The following is a 16,403-nucleotide window of genomic DNA, read 5'->3' as shown; positions in this document are numbered from 1 at the left end:
GGGCTGTTCAGCCGAAATGTCCTGATAACCAAACACCCAGAGCAGCCGAAAGTTTCTGATCTTTCAGAGACTTGCTGGCGCGCCGAAGTTGGCTTTCCAGCAATGATTTAGGTAGGGCGATGTGCCCCGCAAGCCGCTTCCGCCACCATTGAAACCAAATCTTCCTGTTCCCATTGTCAGAGAGCCGCAATCCGGTGTCGCCGGCGGATCTCTTCGTCAGGCGAGTGTCCCGAGGCGGCTTCGTGTGAAGGCGCGGATCATGAACAACAATCCGATGATGAACAACAAGACGCGTTTCAACGTCGGGTATGCGATCGCCGCCATCTTGGCAATCTTCCTGATCCAGTATTTCTTCTCCGCGGCAAGCCAAATTGCCGTCATCCCCTACAGCGAATATCAGCAATTGTTGAAGCAGGGGAAGGTCGCCACCGTCGGCATTTCCGACCGCACACTGCAAGGCACGTTGAAGGAGCCGTTGTCCGGCGGGCAGAAACAGTTCCTCACCACTCGGGTCGATCAGGAGACCGCGCAGGAGCTTGAGAAATACAACGTCCGCTTCACGGGCCAGATCGAGAGTACCTTCCTGCGCGACCTCTTGTCATGGATCATGCCGGTGCTGCTGTTCTTCGGCCTGTGGTGGTACATCGGCAAACGAACCATGGAAGGCGGAGGTTTGGGCGGCGGGCTGATGGCGATCGGCAAGAGCAAGGCCAAGATCTATGTCGAGGCCGATACCGGCGTGAACTTTGCCGACGTCGCCGGCGTCGACGAAGCCAAGGACGAGCTGCGCGAGGTCGTCGACTTCCTGAAGAATCCGACCGACTACGGACGGCTCGGAGGACGCATGCCCAAGGGAGTTCTGCTGGTCGGACCGCCCGGCACCGGCAAGACGCTGTTGGCCAAGGCCGTGGCCGGCGAGGCCAAGGTGCCGTTCTTCTCGATTTCAGGTTCGGAATTCGTCGAGATGTTCGTCGGCGTCGGCGCGGCGCGGGTGCGTGATTTGTTTCAGCAGGCGCACCAGAAGGCTCCGGCGATCATCTTCATCGACGAGCTTGACGCGCTCGGCCGCGCCCGGGGCATCGGCCCTTTTGCAGGTGGGCATGACGAGAAGGAGCAGACGCTCAATCAGCTCCTGGTCGAACTCGACGGTTTCGACTCGCGTTCCGGGCTCGTCATCCTGGCTGCCACCAATCGACCGGAAATCCTCGATCCAGCGCTCTTGCGAGCGGGCCGCTTCGATAGGCAGGTGCTGGTCGACCGGCCCGACAAGAAGGGCCGCGTTGAAATTCTCAAGGTGCATATGAAAAAGGTGCAGCTTGATGCGAGCGTCGATGCCGAGGCGGTTGCGGCGCTGACTCCGGGATTCACGGGAGCCGACCTCGCCAACCTGGTCAATGAAGCCGCCTTGCTGGCTACACGCCGAGGCGCCTCTGCGGTCGGAATGACCGACTTCAACAACGCAGTCGAGCGCATGGTTGCGGGGCTGGAAAAGCGGAACCGGCTGCTTAATCCGAAGGAGCGCGAGATCGTCGCCTTTCACGAAATGGGCCACGCGCTGATCGCACTCTCGCTGCCTGGCGTCGACCCCGTGCACAAGGTGTCGATCATTCCGCGTGGCGTCGGCGCGCTCGGCTACACCATTCAGCGCCCGATCGAGGACCGCTTCCTGATGACCAAGGAGGAGTTGGAGAACAAGATGGCGGTGCTGCTTGGCGGCCGCGCGGCCGAGTTGATCGTGTTCAACCATCTGTCCACCGGTGCCGCCGACGACCTTCGCCGCGTCACGGACATCGCCCGCAGCATGGTGACGCGCTACGGCATGTCCGAAAAGCTCGGCAGCGTCGCCTACGAGCGCGATCCCGGCAATTTCCTGGCCGGCGCCGACCGGCCCTTCCCGACGCGCGAGCGCGATTATGCGGACGAAACCGCTGCAGCAGTCGACGAGGAGGTTCGCGCGATCGTCGATCGGGTGTTCGAACGCGCGCAAGGCATCCTGAAGGCGCGCCGCGCAATCCTGGACCGCGCAGCGAAAAATTGCTGGAGAAGGAAACCCTGGAGCAGAGTGACCTCGAAGCGCTGATACGCGAAACGCCAAAGGAGGCGCTGCGGGCGATCTAGCCTTATCCGAGATCGCGCAGGGCCGCCTCGACCACCTTGCGCTGGTCTACCGTCAACGCCGCCTGCGGCGGGACCGGGTCTCCGACCGGATAGCCCTGAATCCCGAGTCCGGCCTTGATGCAGGCGGCGAGATTGAAGCGCGCAAAGACCTCATTGATACGCCAGAGCCTGCTTTGCAGCGCCATCGCTTCATCCCAGCGCGCCGCCTTGCAGAGATTGTAGAGTTCGACGCTCTGCCGCGGAATGATGCAGGCAGGGCCGGCCATCCAGCCGAGCCCGCCGATCAGCATCACCGCCGCCGGAATATGGGCGGACGCGGAGAAGACTTTGATGCTGTCGCCGCAGCGATTGATGATCGACAGCAAGCGGCCGGTATTGGTCGAGGCATCCTTGATGTAGCCGATGCGCGGATGGGTCGCGAGCCGTTCGATGACATCGAGCGTGAGATCGGACCGCTGGAATTGCGGATTGGTGTAGATCACGACGGGAATGTCGACGGCGTCGGCAATGGCGCGGAAATAGGATTCGACCTGCGCGTCGGCGATCGGAAAATACGCCTCCATGATCGCGAGGATGCCGTCGGCGCCGAGCTTCTGATGCGCCCTCGCCTGCGCCACCGCATCCGCCGTCGACGTCGAGGCGACACCGGCGACGACAGGCACGCGGCCCCTCGCCGCCTCGATCGTTGCCTGCACCACGCTCGCGCGCTGCGCCTGGTTGAGATAGGCGAACTCGCCGGTCGACCCGAGCGGCGTCAGCCCATGCACGCCTGCCTTGATGAGATCATCGCAGAGCTGACCCAGCACATCGGTGCGAATTTCGCCTGATACATCGACCGGTGAGACCAGATAGGGAAAGACGCCGTGGAAATCAGCCATGGTGAGAGAGTGCCTCGCGCGGAAACTTTCTCCGCCATGGCTATCCGGAACGGCCGGGCAAGGCAACGCTTCCGAAAACGCCGAGCGTGTCTCCGTCATTTGCGCTCCCGCAGCCAGGCATCGATCGCCGGCAGCGCACCTCGATGTCGATTACCTCGACGCCGGGAAGCACAAGACTCTCGACGTCAGGTCTCAGCTCGATTGAATAGTTGTCGGCAGCTTGCCCGGCGCGCTCGAACGAAAAAACTCGCGCGGCACGCAAACAACAATAATCACCGCGAGCATTGCGCCGAGATATCGCGTCAAGGATGCCGTCCGGCTTCGCGCATACGCCTATGCGCGCCGGCGCCGCGAGATGCCGGATCATACGCCGCATCACCCGCCGGGAAACTGCTGGCAGGCGCTCCGTTACGCGGCATCAGGCCACAACACGCTGGCCAAAAGATGTCCACACTTGTTCACAGGTTCTAACGATTTAACTCACGATAATTTCACGACTTTCTTCGCAATCTCGTCGCCTTGACCAAGCGCGAGACAGGTTTGATGGTTGTGCAGAAGGTCGCTGACGCATCCTCTCTCCGAACTTCAGAGCTCAATACGTGCGCCTCTAATCCAGCGCCGAATACTCCCGGCTTTCGTCACTTCCTCGGCACACCGGCGCCTTCACAACGCTTCCGCGCATTCGGTGTCGATCCGCTCTGTTCGCCTGCACACCATGCAAAGCTTCGTGGACTGATGCATCGCCTGTCGCGGCGAATGGATGCCGCAATTAAATGGCCGCCACATCACGCTCGATCGGCGGAGCGCTGGGAGAATCCCTTCATTCCCTCCGGCTACACCTATCTGCTGCAGTTCATCGCGCATGATCTGGTTCACTCGGCGATTCCGCTTTCAGTCGCGGGAGGACTCGGCCGCGGGACAACCAATGCCCGCCGCACGCCGCTTCGGCTGGAGACGCTATACGGCAGCGGCCCTGTCGGATCGCCGCACATCTATGCGCTCGACGCGCCGAACGACGACCGCCGCACCAAGCTGCGTCTCGGGCGAATGCGCTGGAAGGAGAACGAGCCCGCGAGCGGTTGCCCGTTCCGCGACATCGCGCGGACACCGGCCGAGAACGTGACGGGGATCGACCGCAGCATTGCGGGCGTTCGCGTTGCGCTCACCGAGGCGCTTGTCGCCGATCCGCGCAACGACGATCATGCCGTCATGTCGCAGCTCACTGCGCTGCTCGCACTGTTGCACAACGGGCTCGTCGACATCATTCGCGGCCGCGAAGATACTGCCGGGCCGAACGGCCGGTTCGGCGCAGCCTACAAGCGCTTCCTGTGCGCCCGCAGCGCATTGACGGCCATCTATCACAACATCATCCGCAACGACCTGATGCAGCGGGTGATTCATCCGGCGATCTACGCAAGCTACTGCGGGCCTTCCCCCCACTTCATGGACCGGCTCGCTTCGGCCGGCCGCCTCGCGCCCGCAGATTGGGAAATTCCGTTCGAGTTTTCGCACGGCGCGTTTCGCTTCGGTCATGCCATGGTGCGACCGGAATACCAGATCAACGACCTGTCGCTCCACGATCTCAACAACACCCTCGAAAAGACCTCCGCGAACGATCCGGGCAACATGCCTCTCGACGAGACCTGGATGGTGCAATGGTCGCGCTTCTTCGAGATCAACGGGTCGACGCCGAACTTCAGCCGCCGCATCGGGCCTCATCTCAGCGATGGGCTGGGCAATGACCAGATCTTTCCGCCGTTCGACGAAACGGCACGGGTCGGCCTGCTCTATCGCGACCTGCTCGGCGCCGGCGTCGCCGGCATGTGGTCGGTAGACGCATTGATTGCCGAGATCGGCGACAGGCGACCGCATTTGATCGCCATGTCTCGCCTGCTTGCCGACCGCGCCTACCGCGTCGATCAGCTTCGCGAATGGCTCGTCTCGTCACAGACCTACGGCGCGCTGACAGACGAGGACGTCGAAACGCTTTCGAACGATCCGCCGCTGCCATTCTTCGTCCTGTTCGAGGCGATGCAGCAGACGGAGGGCTTGCGGCTCGGGCTGCTCGGTTCGATCATCGTATCGGAGGTGATATTCGGGGCGCTCGCGAGCGACCCGCAGCCGGCCGGCGGCCCGCTCGCCGACCAACTGGATCTGATTTCCCGCGAATTTTACCTGGCGAACGTACTTCAGGACATTCCAGACATCTCAAACATGGCTCGGCTGGTGGAATTCACCACCGAAATTGCCGATCTGCGGCAAGCCGTGCCCGCATTTTTGTGAAGCGGGATTCTCCGCTTCACTCAACCCGGAGGAGTAAGAACGATGGCACTCGAGAGAATGCAAGTCACCAATCATGAGCGCTGGGGCAATCTGGTGAAGACCTGGTCGACGGGCAAGAACTACCTCGACGACGACAACGAATATCCGATCCCGACCAGCATCGACGAATTCAAGGAGCAACTCGCCAAGGCGCAGGTGTTCATGACGGTTCCGGACCGCTACACGAAGGTACAGTTCGTCGAGCAGCATCTGGACACGATCGTCGTGCGCCTGCCGCCTGCGGTGGCGATCGCGGACTCCGAAGAGAAGCTCAGCAAGCCGGGCGCAACCTATCCGCTTCCGCCGTTCTACAAGCGGCTGTTCAACGGGATGGATCCGGTAATTCCGGAAGCTGAGAAATTCAAGGTGCACGCCGAGCGTATCGGCGACTACACGATCAGCTTCTGCGCCTAGAGCATGATCCGGAAAAGTGGATACCGGCTTTCCGAAAAGATCATGCTTGGACCAAACAAAAGAGCGAGATGACGATTCGAAGAAAAGTCATCACGCTCTAGTCAGAGCTGGACGATATCTCCGACAGGAAGCCCTGCGCCGAGCAAACCTCGACGAAGGGTTTCCCGTCGCTCGCTCACGCTGATCGGGTGAGCTTGCATGACCCACCGAACCACTGCCTCGTCGGTCGGAACGGACGTGCCTACCCAGAACGAGCGTAGTCCGTTCACGAAGCGCTGACCTTCTTCGCGCGCCCTTTCCAACTCACCGAGGTAGAACAACGTGGCGGTCCTCCATGCCGGCAAGATCCGCACGATGCTATTGGCACGGTCGCAGGCCTCGAGGGCTCCTTCATAGTCGCCACACAGAAAGCGAATGGTGCCATGATATGCCCATTCGAGATAGGAAGGCGCCGGTGAGACCGTCAGCGCCTGATCGGCCCTGAGCCGAGCCTGCTCGATCGATCCGCAAAGGGCGTCATAGTGAGCGCTGGACAGCAACGTCCACGGATCGTTGTCATTGAGCTCGCAGGCGAGCGTCATGTGCGGCGCAGCCTCCGTCTCGCGAAGCGCCATCACATAGGACCAGCCGCAGCACAGATGTGCCCTGGAATCGACCGGGTCCAGTTGAACGGCGGTCTTCGCCAGTTCGAGGGTCGCCTTGGCCTTGTCGAGATCGCGAAAGACCCCGGGATGCACCAGATGCTCGATGTTGTTGATCTGCACGAGGCTGCTGTAGCAGGGCGAGAACCCCGGATTGTCACGGATCGCGTCGCGGAAGATCGCGACCGCCCGCCGCCAGCTTTCAGGATCGAATTTCGACATGAGGTTCTGTCCGCGCAGCCAGCGGTCGTGCAGATCGAGCGACACGTCCGGCTCGCCGGCGAGCCGCATCAGCCGTTCCGTCGACAACTGCACGTTCAACGAAGTCGCGATCCGGCGGATGACGCGCTGCTGCGTTTCAAACCAGTTGCCGAGGCCGAGGCGGAAGCTTTCGCTCCAGATATAGATTCCCGTGGTGTCGTCCCGCAGCACCATCACGATATTGATCTCGGCGCCTGCCTGATAGGCAGTGGTCTCGATGCAGTATTGGGGCGCGGAGTCCGGCGCGGGAAGCACCATCGCGGCCGGCGGACGGTCGACCACGCTCCATTCGCGGAAACGTACGAGACAGGCGGCAAGATGCTGGGAGAACCCCTGCACCAGATGGCTGTGATCCTCATCGACACCGTGCATGGCAAAGGGGCGCAGCACGAGGCGCGTCTTGGCAGATGCATTGACCGCTGATGACATCGGAACTGCCGGCTGAACGGCGGTCCCTCTGATCATTCTGACGGCGAATTCGTCATTCGCCGCCGACGCCGCCCGATCGGCCGGCGCGCGTTCCAGAATGCCGAGCTTGATATTGGCGACGAGCTCTTCGGTGGCCGACGACGGCTCCATCGCGTAGTCGCGGTCCAGCAGATCCCACAGCGCCTTGTAGATGCGCAACGCACCGGCCGTATCGCCTTCTTCCGCATGCGCCCGCATCAAATAGCGGCAGGCATATTCATGGGTCGGATCGAGATTGACGATCGCAGCCGCGATCCTCTTTTTGGCATCGGGGGGCACGCTCGCGGAGGTCAAGCCTTCGTCGAGATTGCGCATCAGCCGTTCATGGATGGTCTGTCGCTTGGCCAGCACCCAGACCCGGAACGAGGGGTCGAGATCGTCCATCCCTTCGAGCAGCCGGCCATCGAGCTGCGGCGTATCGAGCAGCAGCGGGTGAACGCGCCCGGTTTCGGCGAGTCGAATCACGCTTTCGATGTCGACTTCGATTCGCCCGGTCTCGAGACCGATCAACAGCCGCTCCGCGACGAAACCGTCATAGCCGGCCTCCTCGAGCGTGGACCTCAGTTCGCGCACGACCTGACGCAGCGAAGCACGCGCCTTTTCCTCGTCCGAACGGCTCCAGAGCAGGCCGACCAGCCGCTCGCGGCTCTCCTGCTTCGCCTCCGATAGCGCGAGGTAACTCAGGACGGCGCCGGCCTTGCGGGTTCGCAGTTCGATCGCACGGCCGTTGAACCGGACCCCGAACCGACCGACCAGCGATACCGACAGACGCGGCGCGCTTTCGGGCACCGCCGCGGCGTTGTCTGATGTCATGGCGTTGGCACTGGCCGGCATGTAACGGCTTCCGGACCCGGTTGGTTAATTCCTGCCAGTCTATATCAAAGCAACACCCCCGGTATAGATTGCGCCGCCGCCGGTTCGCGCCATCGTATCCTGCAGCCTAGCCGTGACGATTTCGGAGGGCTCCAGTTGCAGGCCCGGGGCGATCACGCGGACCACCGGAACGGCGAAGCGCTGGCGCGTGAGTTCGATACAGAACGTCTCGACTCCCAGTCTTTCCAATCGCTGTACGATCAATTCAAATATGGCGCTCGCTTCAGTTGCGTGAAGCGGCAGATGGGCCGCGTGCTCCGCGACGGGCTGCAGCAATCTGCACTGGTCGGTGTCGATGGCTGCGCGCTGCAGGTGGATACGATCCTGTGCATTGAGCGCGCCGTCACCACGCTCGCGGCGTTTGGTTGCGACGATGGCGTCGGCCAGTTCGAGCTGACACATTTCCACAATCGCGGAGCGCACCGCAGCCTCGAGCGCCGGCCGCGCCGCGAGGCCGAAGGCAAAACCCGAACCATCCGACCGGCAGGAGACCGCCGCGACGCAGGGCACGCCGATATCCGTCGTGATATCGAGTAGCCATGTCCGGCGCTGCGCTGCTGCGCCGTGGCGAAGCCTCTGCAACAACTCTTTCGCCACGAGGTCGGCTTTATGCTGCACCGGAATCGATCGCGGCAAGCGACCGCCCCTCCACCACAGGCTGGCCGCATCGCGTTCGATCAATTCAAGGAGGCCGCGCAGCGCTGCGGCATCCCGCGACGGACCCGCGGCTGAGCCGATGCTCAAGGGGTATGGCGGCGCGAAGTCGCGGTGTGCCGGCGGACGCCGCAGACAGATATCCGCCGGAAGCAACACTTCGCCGCCGTCGGTCACGCGCGTTGCGCGACACCAGGAACGCACCCGCTCCGGTTGCATGCTTCGTTCCGAAAGCACGGCAACCAATTCCAGCGCCTTCGGACCGAGTTTCCCAGCCCAATCGTCGATGCCGGGTTTGAGCAACAGGTCGGTACCGGCCTGCAATTGAGAGAGATACTCTATACCCTCGCCGATGCAGCCCTGGAATGCTTCCTGCAACGTCAGACCGACGCCGGAAACGCCGACCATGGGGCATCCGTCATGCAAGGGATCGGCAAGCGCCGGATCGAATTGCGCACCAAAGCTGATCAGGCCAGGCGCATCGGGCGCGACCAATTCGAACACACGCGAAAATCGCGAGGCAGCGAGAAGCAAATGGGAGCGATTCGCGGTTTCCGAATCAATCTGGCCACTGGATTTAACGCCGTATTCCAGCGCCCGTAGCACAAGTTCGGCATCGTGATCGCCAGCCGCGTCCGATTCGTTGCCAAGAAGCAACGCTGCCGCGCGTGCAAGCAACTCTTGCATCGAATTTTCGGTACCGCTCACGGTGACCTCACGACTTGACGCGCAGACTCAGGGCGTAAGGCAAGCCCCGCCTTTCGCCCTGGAGGAACTTATGCTCGCGAAAGCCTTAGTCATAGCCATGGCAGCAGATATTGCACGATCGGACTATGCCAAGCCGACCTTGATTCGTGACCGTAGCCGCGAATGGCTGATCGCCTGCCGTTGGGGACCTGAGGGCGAGTATCTTTCGATTGCGACGGCCGGCCCGATCACAGAGCCTCTCGCGCTGGTTGCACCACAGTCGATTGCGCCAATTCACAGCCTCGTCGGCGTGCTGGTCTCCGAATCGGAAAAGCAATCCACCAGTACGTTCCTGTTGGTACGTCAGTTACCCGGTGCGATCGAACTTGCCGGCACGTTCTTTCCGGCCGATGGGTACGTCCTGCTACAGGACCACGGCGATATCCACCTCGTCTGCAACGCGCGCTACTCGCATAGTTGCGGCTGGCTCGACGGCAAGGAGATTCGCAAGGACATTCCTGATCCCGCCCCCTATTCGGCCGAGGCAATGTCCTGGCATATCGAGGCGACGCGCCGCGACTGGATAGGCGAGTTCATTCCCGGCAGCAGACCGCCGGAGCGGGAGCGGCTTGCGATTCGCGCGACCGGCTGACTCGGCGATCGGACGATCCAATCCAATGGAGCGGCATGAGATTGCCGCGTGTCTTTCCTTGACGAGGACTATCCCCGCGAAGGAAACTTCCACCGCTCATCGTGATCGACAGTACCCAGCTGCGCAACCGTGGTCTTGGCCACGGGCGCTCGATCGGCGATGCTTTCAACCAGCTTCGCGATGCAAAGCCGTAGACGCGGGCTGGTCGTTCGCGCATAGGCCTTGAGAACGCGCAAGGCACCCGGCTCGGCGAGCAAGCGAGCCGCTGAATTCAAGTCGGAAGATCCAGGCCCGACAGATTCGAACAACTCGCCGACCGAAACGCCCAGCACAGAAGCGATCTGCGACAACCGGCTGGCGCCGACCCGGTTGACGCCCCGTTCATATTTCTGCAGTTGCTGAAAGGTAACGCCAATTCGTTCGGCGAGCAGGGCTTGGCTCATGCCGCGGTTGATCCGAAACATCCGAATCCTGACGCCCACCATCGCATCGAGCGGGCCAGACTTCCTCGTCGCCATCGGCAGACTCCCCCGGGCTGTTTCAAGCTGGGGAGATCCTAGCACAACCTCAAGGAGATGCAGATGCTAATTCGCGATCCCAGGAAGCAGCTTCACCCGCTGCTCGTCAGTGACGTGCTCGATCGTCAACCGTCCCTTCGGGTCGATCCCCGCCTTCATGGCGGGAGGGTGACCGGTTTCGAGAAAATGCTGCAGGGCAGCACGGCTCTCGTCCGGGAGCGCAAACAGCCCGCGCATTAGTTCAAAGAAGCCAGGTTCTTCCGCCACATAGAGCAGTTCGCGCAGTTCCGCGCCGGTATATTGGCCCAATGCCGTTACAAGCCATTCGGTTTGGTCATTCGGATCGCTCTCAGGCACGCGATTTAGATAGTAGACGACCGATTCAGCACTCATTTCATCCCCCGGTACCTCGCGATAGCTGACAGACCGCCTGTTCGGGACGGTCTTTCTGGCAGCTAACTCCCGAGCCTAACACTGCTCGGGCCTTCGTGATTTCAGCGTGATCGCAATCCGCACGACCGAAAAAGTTCGTTTCTGGTTCCCTTGGAGGGCAAATTGTGCCGAACTGATGCACTTGGGCGAAAATTCGGCGTTTCCCGTTATCGACCTCCGGACCATCTCATCGCGAAACTCAGAAAGCCTTCGCGATGGCGCGCTGCGCGTCCTGCTGAATCGTTTTCAAGTGATTCTGGTCCCGGAAGCTTTCGGCGTAGATCTTGTAGACGTCCTCGGTCCCCGATGGCCGCGCGGCAAACCATCCCGCTTCGGACTCGACCTTGATGCCGCCGAAGGATTGGTCGTTGCCGGGCGCGCGCGTCCGTATCGCGCTGACCGGCTCACCGGCAAGCTGGCGCATGTCGAGCTGCTCCGGCCCGAGCGCCTTCAGCGCGCTCTTCTGCTTCGGTGTCGCCGGCACATCGATCCGCTCGTAAAAGGGAACGCCGAGCTCGGCCGTCAGTCCGGCAAACAACTGGCTCGGGTCGCGGCCGGTGCGGCCGAGGATTTCGGCAGCAAGCAGCCCCATCACGATGCCGTCCTTGTCGGTCGTCCAAACCGAGCCGTCGCGCTTGAGGAACGATGCGCCGGCGCTTTCCTCGCCCGCGAAACCGAACGCGCCGCTGCCGAGGCCTTCGACGAACCATTTGAAACCGACCGGCGTTTCGACCAGCTTGCGATTGAGCTTCCTGGCAACACGGTCGATGATCGAACTGGAAACGATGGTCTTGCCGATCGCGGCCTCGCGGCCCCATTGCGGCCGATGCTCGAACAGATAGGCGATCGCTGCCGCAAGAAAATGGTTCGGGTTCATCAGGCCGCCTGTGCGCGTGACGATGCCGTGCCGGTCGGCGTCGGTATCGTTGGCGAAGGCAACGTCGAACCTGTCGCGCATCTGGATCAGGCTCGCCATCGCGAACGGCGAGGAACAATCCATCCGGATTTTTCCGTCCCAGTCCGCGGTCATGAAACGGAAAGTCGGGTCGACGGCGTCGTTCACGACCGTCGCGTTGATTCCGTAGTGCTCGATCAGCGGCTGCCAGTAATGCACGGCGGCGCCGCCCAATGGATCGACCCCGATTTTCACGCCGGATGATTTGATCAGCGCCATGTCCACGGCATTGCCGAGATCGGCAACATAGGGACGGATGTAGTCGTGCAGATGCGTCGTGGGCGCGTTGCGGGCGCGCGCATACGGCATCCGCGCGACGCCCTTCATGCCGGCCTCCATGTAGGCGTTGGCGGCCTTTTCGACCTTGGCCGTCACGTCGGTATCGGCCGGACCGCCATGCGGCGGGTTGTATTTATACCCGCCATCTTCAGGCGGATTATGCGACGGCGAGATAACTACGCCGTCGGCAAGCCCGCTCGTTCGGCCCTTGTTGTAGCTCAGGATCGCATGCGAGATCACCGGCGTCGGCGTGTAGCCGCCCCCCTCATCGACCATGATCTCGACGCCGTTGGCGGCAAACACCTCCACCGCGCTTGCGAGCGCCGGCTCCGCCAGCGCATGGGTATCGATGCCGATGAACATCGGACCGGTGAGCCCCGTCTCGCGGCGATGATCGCAGATCGCCTGGGTCGTCGCCAGGATGTGGTTTTCATTGAACGAGTTCTTCAGCGACGTCCCGCGATGGCCCGAAGTTCCAAACGCAACGCGCTGGGTGGGATCGGAGGGATCCGGCTTCGACGCGAAATAGGCCGTTACCAATTGCGGCACGTTGACGAGGGAAGCGGGATCGACCGGCTTGCCGGCAGCGGGATTGGGGGCAGTCACATGACCTCACGGAATGGGTGGTTTGGCCGGATTATACGTAGAAGCGATGGCGTGGGCAAAATTGGCACCTCCGAAGCAAGCCGATGCAGCCGCCTCTAGTAAACGCCACGATGCCGAGGCAGTTTCCTGTCACCCTGCGCGAAATATGGATTGTTCAGGCACTGCGCCGCGCGGCCCGATGCGGACGCTGCGCATTGCGGCAGCGAAGTAAAGCTGCAATCAATACTGCCTCCGCCAATGGCGTAGGTTTGCAGGCAAACTGGGTAGTTTGGATCATAGGTCTGGGCGCGCGCGGGCAAGGCCACCAACGCCGTGGCGATCGTCAAAATCGTTGCCAATACGCGCATTGAGCGCTCCTTCCGAGAAAGAGCTTACCATACGCACAAGGCCGTCGCGCGCCACTTCATAAGGCAGTCACGCTATAAGGCAGTCACGCCGGCAGGCTGCTGCTCGGTCCATACTTTAGGTTTGTCGAGGCAATGCTCGCCGCACCACCGCAACTCGCCTGATAATTTTTCAGCGCGAGGCGCACGTCGTCAGGCAACGCAATCGATTTGTGATCCACCAGCGACGTCGTCACGGTTACGAAGGTGGCGCGTACGCACTCGGAACCATCCTTGAACGCGTGAACCGTCAGCTTCACCGAGGTGCGTCCGATCGCGCGCACAATCACCGCGACGTCGAGGACCTCTCCCATCCTGCTGGGCTTGGCGAAATCCGCCGAGACGTGGGCATAGCCAAGCCCGGTCCGCCGTATTCCGACCAGCTCATGATAGGGAAGTCCCAGCGCCTCGCCGTACCAATCCTCGATCACGCCATTGAACAGGTTGAGATATTCCGGCGTGTAGACGATTCCGGCCGGATCGCAGGAGCCGAAGCGCACTGGCAGGCGCGTGCGCCAGATGCCATCAGGCAGTTCGGAGAGCGTCAGAGGTTCAAAGCGGGCCATACACCGAGCTCATTTAGTTTAGGTATAAAGTATTTTTCCATATCCGGGCCGGCTGGTAAAGTCGAGTATTGAAGCCTTCGTACACTGTGTCCCGCCCCCGATGGGTGATTCCAAGGCTGGAGCGCAGGGCGGCATTCTCACCGAATTCAGGCCATTTCCTGCGGGCGAACAGGATGAGCCGCTTGCCCCGTGATGGCATACTCCGTTACGGTCGCGGACGATACGGACTGCCAACGCCGAGGACGGTATCGTTCGGCCCACTCATGTCGACAGTTGATTTGGTCCTAAAGGAATTGCACTCCGGAACCTTTGACGCCGGCCCGCACGGCTGCACAACGGAAACGTCGGGAGATAGATTGATGGCCGGCAAGGAGCTCGCGCTTGATCGATGAAGAGAACATCACCGGCGAGGACGCGGACAATCGCACCCAGGTCAGGGTATGGCTTCGCCTCCTGGCCTGCACGTCGTTGATCGGCGCGGAGCTACGGCGCCAGTTCCGCGAAGAGTTCGACTTCACGATGCCGCGCTTTGACGTGCTGGCGCAGCTCGATCGTGAACCGGTCGGGCTCGTGCTGGGTGAACTGCCGAAGCGGTTGATGGTCACGGCCGGAAATCTGACGCCGATCGTGGATCGCCTGGTCGAAGACGGCCTTATCACGCGGTCGCCCTCGCCGCTCGACCGCCGCGTGCAGATCGTCTGCATGACGGCCGAAGGCAGGAGAGCGTTCAGACGGATGGCAAAGAAACACAGCCTGTGGCTGGCTTCACTGCTTGCCGAATTTCCGAAAGCGCGGCTCGACGGATTGGTCAGGGAGCTCGACGACCTGAAGAACGCCGTGAAGCGCGCAACGGAACAATCCCGCGCCTGATTCGAAAGCGTTTTCCAGCGAAGCGGACACCGGTTCGCGTCAAGAAAACGCGTCAAATCAAAAATCTAGAGACCCGTTCCGATTCCATCGGAACGGGGCTCTAGCGGCGCGGCTTGTAGCCGGCGGCATCGCAGTCCCAGGTGTCGGGCGTCCTGCCGGCCTCGCGGAGCGCGACCTTCCGTATCTTGCCGTTCTCGGTCAGCGGCATCTCGGTGACGATCCGGACAAACCGCGGAACCGCAAAATAGGCCATCTTGCCTTCGCAATGCCTGACGATATCAATCGGCTCAAGCGCATGGCCGGCTTCGAGTTGGATGGCCGCCGCAACCTCGTCTTCGCCGAGTTCGGACGGCAGCGGATAGATCGCGCAGGCCGCGATCGCCGGATGCTTCAGCAGCACCTGCTCCACCTCCCAGGACGAAACGTTCTCGCCGCGCCGGCGGATCGAATCCTTCATCCGGTCGACGAAACGATAGTGGCCGTCCGCATCGCGCACGACACGGTCGCCGGTGTGAAACCACCGATTTCGCCAGGCTTCTGCCGTCTTGTCCGGCATTTCGAAATACCCCGTCGCGAACACGAGCGGTTCGTGCGCGCGCAGCAGCAGTTCGCCGGCCTCGCCGTCTGGGAGAGGTTCGTCGTCGGGACCGGCGATGCAGGCCTCAACGCCATCGACGAGATAGCCCAGGGTGCCGGGGCGATCGGACGGGATCGTGCCCGCGAATACGAAATTCGTCTCGGTCGAGCCGTAGCCGTCGAGCAGCGGCACGCCGAAGCGTTCGAGAAACGGACCATGAAACTGGCCGGGAACGCCGCCACCGAGCGCTACGCGCACGAAATGCGCGGTGTCGTTCGCTGATGGGGGCTGCGCCAGCAGCATCACGGCCATTGCGCCGAGGAGATAGCCGACCGTCGCCTGATGCCGCCGCGCCGCGGCCCAGAAGCCGGAAGCGGAGAATTTCGGCTCGAGCACATAGGTGCATCCGTTGAGGAGCGCCTGATAAAACGCGTTCAGCGCATTGGTGTGAAACAGCGGCAGCGTCGTGAACAGCACATCGCCTTCCACGATCCCGAGCGCGCGCGCCGAATAGACGCCCCACCAGAACATCTGCGCCTGCGGGCAGCAGACCCCCTTGGAAGGCCCCGTGGTGCCCGACGTATAGAGGATCGCGACCGTATCGTCAGGCCGCACCGGCGCGGGCGGAGCCGCCTCGCCGAGCGCAGGCAATGGCGAAGCCGGAGACGCGGCGGCTTCGCCGATCGTCCAGACAAGGTCCGGCGGCGCGACGTCGCTGTCCAGGGTTTCGATCGCCGGCATAAAGCACGACTCAAGCACCAGCAGCTTCGGCGTGGCGTTGCGCAGGATGTGACTGAGCTGGATGCCGCGCAGCGCGGTATTGATCGGCACCGTCACGGCGCCCATCCAGGCGCAGCCGAGATAGACTTCCAGGAACTCCGGCCGGTTCGAGCACATCAGCGCGACGCGGTCGCCTGCGCGAATTCCGGCCCTTATCAGGCGGCCAGCCGATGCAGCGGCGATCGACGCCGTTTCGGTATAGCTCCACCGTGTTTCGCCAAAGACGAACAGTGTGCGATCGCGGTATTGCGCGGCCTGCCGCGTCAAAATGGTCGAGAGAATCCGGTCCTGCGGCGCAAAACGCTCGGCCGCCTGAGGCCAGATCGATCCACCCCGCCGCTGACCGGCCGTGCTGCCATTACCCACCTGCATCCGCACCTCCAAGGCAGCTTCCAAGGCCAATCTTCGGGCTTCGCCGGGCTGGTCTGCGATAGATCGCCCTTGGCCAGCAAGATAGTTTAGGCTTAAA

Annotated in this window: 13 protein-coding genes and 1 pseudogene; 5 read left to right on the top strand and 9 right to left on the bottom strand. The window is 62.1% G+C overall.

The genetic code is table 11. From position 1 onward, the window contains the following. Positions 1 to 277 precede the first annotated feature (277 nt). Positions 278 to 2,118 (top strand): annotated as a pseudogene (gene ftsH / locus ACH79_RS17055) (ATP-dependent zinc metalloprotease FtsH). A gap of 2 nt (positions 2,119 to 2,120) precedes the next feature. Here the strand turns inward: ftsH and ACH79_RS17050 are convergent. Then, the gene (locus tag ACH79_RS17050; RefSeq protein WP_161856407.1) at positions 2,121 to 2,996 is read right to left on the bottom strand and encodes a dihydrodipicolinate synthase family protein; all 876 of its coding nucleotides are present in this window, start codon (positions 2,994 to 2,996) and stop codon (positions 2,121 to 2,123) included. Between the two features lie 756 nt (positions 2,997 to 3,752). Here ACH79_RS17050 and ACH79_RS17045 point away from each other — a divergent pair. Further along, positions 3,753 to 5,279, top strand: coding sequence for a peroxidase family protein (locus tag ACH79_RS17045; RefSeq protein ID WP_161852024.1), 1,527 nt, complete (start codon positions 3,753 to 3,755; stop codon positions 5,277 to 5,279). 42 nt (positions 5,280 to 5,321) lie between these two features. Further along, positions 5,322 to 5,732 (top strand): hypothetical protein, encoded by a 411-nt coding sequence (locus ACH79_RS17040; protein WP_161852023.1) that lies wholly within the window; start codon positions 5,322 to 5,324, stop codon positions 5,730 to 5,732. Positions 5,733 to 5,833: 101 nt separating this feature from the next. Here ACH79_RS17040 and ACH79_RS17035 read toward each other — a convergent pair whose 3' ends face one another. Both ACH79_RS17035 and ACH79_RS17030 read right to left on the bottom strand, forming a co-directional pair. After that, positions 5,834 to 7,936, bottom strand: a complete 2,103-nt coding sequence (locus ACH79_RS17035) for a BTAD domain-containing putative transcriptional regulator (RefSeq protein ID WP_161852022.1) — start codon at positions 7,934 to 7,936, stop codon at positions 5,834 to 5,836. 39 nt (positions 7,937 to 7,975) lie between these two features. Next, positions 7,976 to 9,133, bottom strand: a complete 1,158-nt coding sequence (locus ACH79_RS17030; RefSeq protein ID WP_161852021.1) for a YcaO-like family protein — start codon at positions 9,131 to 9,133, stop codon at positions 7,976 to 7,978. A 274-nt stretch (positions 9,134 to 9,407) separates the two neighbouring features. Between ACH79_RS17030 and ACH79_RS17025 the strand changes: the two genes are divergently transcribed. Continuing rightward, positions 9,408 to 9,968, top strand: coding sequence for a hypothetical protein (locus ACH79_RS17025; protein WP_161852020.1), 561 nt, complete (start codon positions 9,408 to 9,410; stop codon positions 9,966 to 9,968). 68 nt (positions 9,969 to 10,036) lie between these two features. On the opposite strand, the gene ACH79_RS17020 is transcribed toward ACH79_RS17025, so the two are convergent. The 5 genes from ACH79_RS17020 to ACH79_RS17000 form a co-directional block, all read right to left on the bottom strand. Further along, complete coding sequence (locus ACH79_RS17020; RefSeq protein WP_246738573.1) at positions 10,037 to 10,411, bottom strand: helix-turn-helix domain-containing protein; 375 nt, start codon at positions 10,409 to 10,411, stop codon at positions 10,037 to 10,039. A 141-nt stretch (positions 10,412 to 10,552) separates the two neighbouring features. Then, positions 10,553 to 10,879 (bottom strand): hypothetical protein, encoded by a 327-nt coding sequence (locus ACH79_RS17015; RefSeq protein ID WP_161852018.1) that lies wholly within the window; start codon positions 10,877 to 10,879, stop codon positions 10,553 to 10,555. 238 nt (positions 10,880 to 11,117) lie between these two features. After that, entirely contained in the window at positions 11,118 to 12,758 is a 1,641-nt protein-coding gene (gene pgm / locus ACH79_RS17010; RefSeq protein WP_161852017.1) for a phosphoglucomutase (alpha-D-glucose-1,6-bisphosphate-dependent), read from the bottom strand. A gap of 95 nt (positions 12,759 to 12,853) precedes the next feature. Then, the gene (locus ACH79_RS17005) at positions 12,854 to 13,105 is read right to left on the bottom strand and encodes a DUF3551 domain-containing protein (protein ID WP_161852016.1); all 252 of its coding nucleotides are present in this window, start codon (positions 13,103 to 13,105) and stop codon (positions 12,854 to 12,856) included. Positions 13,106 to 13,188: 83 nt separating this feature from the next. Further along, a complete protein-coding gene (locus tag ACH79_RS17000; RefSeq protein ID WP_161852015.1) occupies positions 13,189 to 13,707 on the bottom strand; it encodes a thioesterase family protein in 519 nt (172 codons plus the stop codon). A 381-nt stretch (positions 13,708 to 14,088) separates the two neighbouring features. Here ACH79_RS17000 and ACH79_RS16995 point away from each other — a divergent pair, with 381 nt between their 5' ends. After that, positions 14,089 to 14,577, top strand: a complete 489-nt coding sequence (locus ACH79_RS16995) for a MarR family winged helix-turn-helix transcriptional regulator (RefSeq protein WP_161852014.1) — start codon at positions 14,089 to 14,091, stop codon at positions 14,575 to 14,577. Positions 14,578 to 14,677: 100 nt separating this feature from the next. On the opposite strand, the gene ACH79_RS16990 is transcribed toward ACH79_RS16995, so the two are convergent. After that, complete coding sequence (locus tag ACH79_RS16990; protein WP_161852013.1) at positions 14,678 to 16,306, bottom strand: ATP-dependent acyl-CoA ligase; 1,629 nt, start codon at positions 16,304 to 16,306, stop codon at positions 14,678 to 14,680. Between the last annotated feature and the right edge of the window lie 97 nt (positions 16,307 to 16,403).

It is taken from the genome of Bradyrhizobium sp. CCBAU 051011, assembly GCF_009930815.1.
Lineage (GTDB): Bacteria > Pseudomonadota > Alphaproteobacteria > Rhizobiales > Xanthobacteraceae > Bradyrhizobium.
The sequence above is the reverse complement of the archived record's forward strand: the minus strand, read 5'-3'. Positions and strand labels throughout refer to the sequence as shown.

Excerpts from the sequence above, each read along its gene's own strand:
- ACH79_RS17050 (WP_161856407.1), bottom strand. The coding sequence starts at position 2,996 with ATGGCTGATTTCCACGGCGTCTTTCCCTATCTGGTCTCACCGGTCGAT.
- ACH79_RS17045 (WP_161852024.1), top strand. The coding sequence starts at position 3,753 with ATGGATGCCGCAATTAAATGGCCGCCACATCACGCTCGATCGGCGGAG.
- ACH79_RS17040 (WP_161852023.1), top strand. The coding sequence starts at position 5,322 with ATGGCACTCGAGAGAATGCAAGTCACCAATCATGAGCGCTGGGGCAAT.
- ACH79_RS17035 (WP_161852022.1), bottom strand. The coding sequence starts at position 7,936 with ATGCCGGCCAGTGCCAACGCCATGACATCAGACAACGCCGCGGCGGTG.
- ACH79_RS17025 (WP_161852020.1), top strand. The coding sequence starts at position 9,408 with ATGCTCGCGAAAGCCTTAGTCATAGCCATGGCAGCAGATATTGCACGA.
- ACH79_RS17020 (WP_246738573.1), bottom strand. The coding sequence starts at position 10,411 with ATGAGCCAAGCCCTGCTCGCCGAACGAATTGGCGTTACCTTTCAGCAA.
- ACH79_RS17015 (WP_161852018.1), bottom strand. The coding sequence starts at position 10,879 with ATGAGTGCTGAATCGGTCGTCTACTATCTAAATCGCGTGCCTGAGAGC.
- ACH79_RS17005 (WP_161852016.1), bottom strand. The coding sequence starts at position 13,105 with ATGCGCGTATTGGCAACGATTTTGACGATCGCCACGGCGTTGGTGGCC.
- ACH79_RS17000 (WP_161852015.1), bottom strand. The coding sequence starts at position 13,707 with ATGGCCCGCTTTGAACCTCTGACGCTCTCCGAACTGCCTGATGGCATC.
- ACH79_RS16990 (WP_161852013.1), bottom strand. The coding sequence starts at position 16,306 with ATGCAGGTGGGTAATGGCAGCACGGCCGGTCAGCGGCGGGGTGGATCG.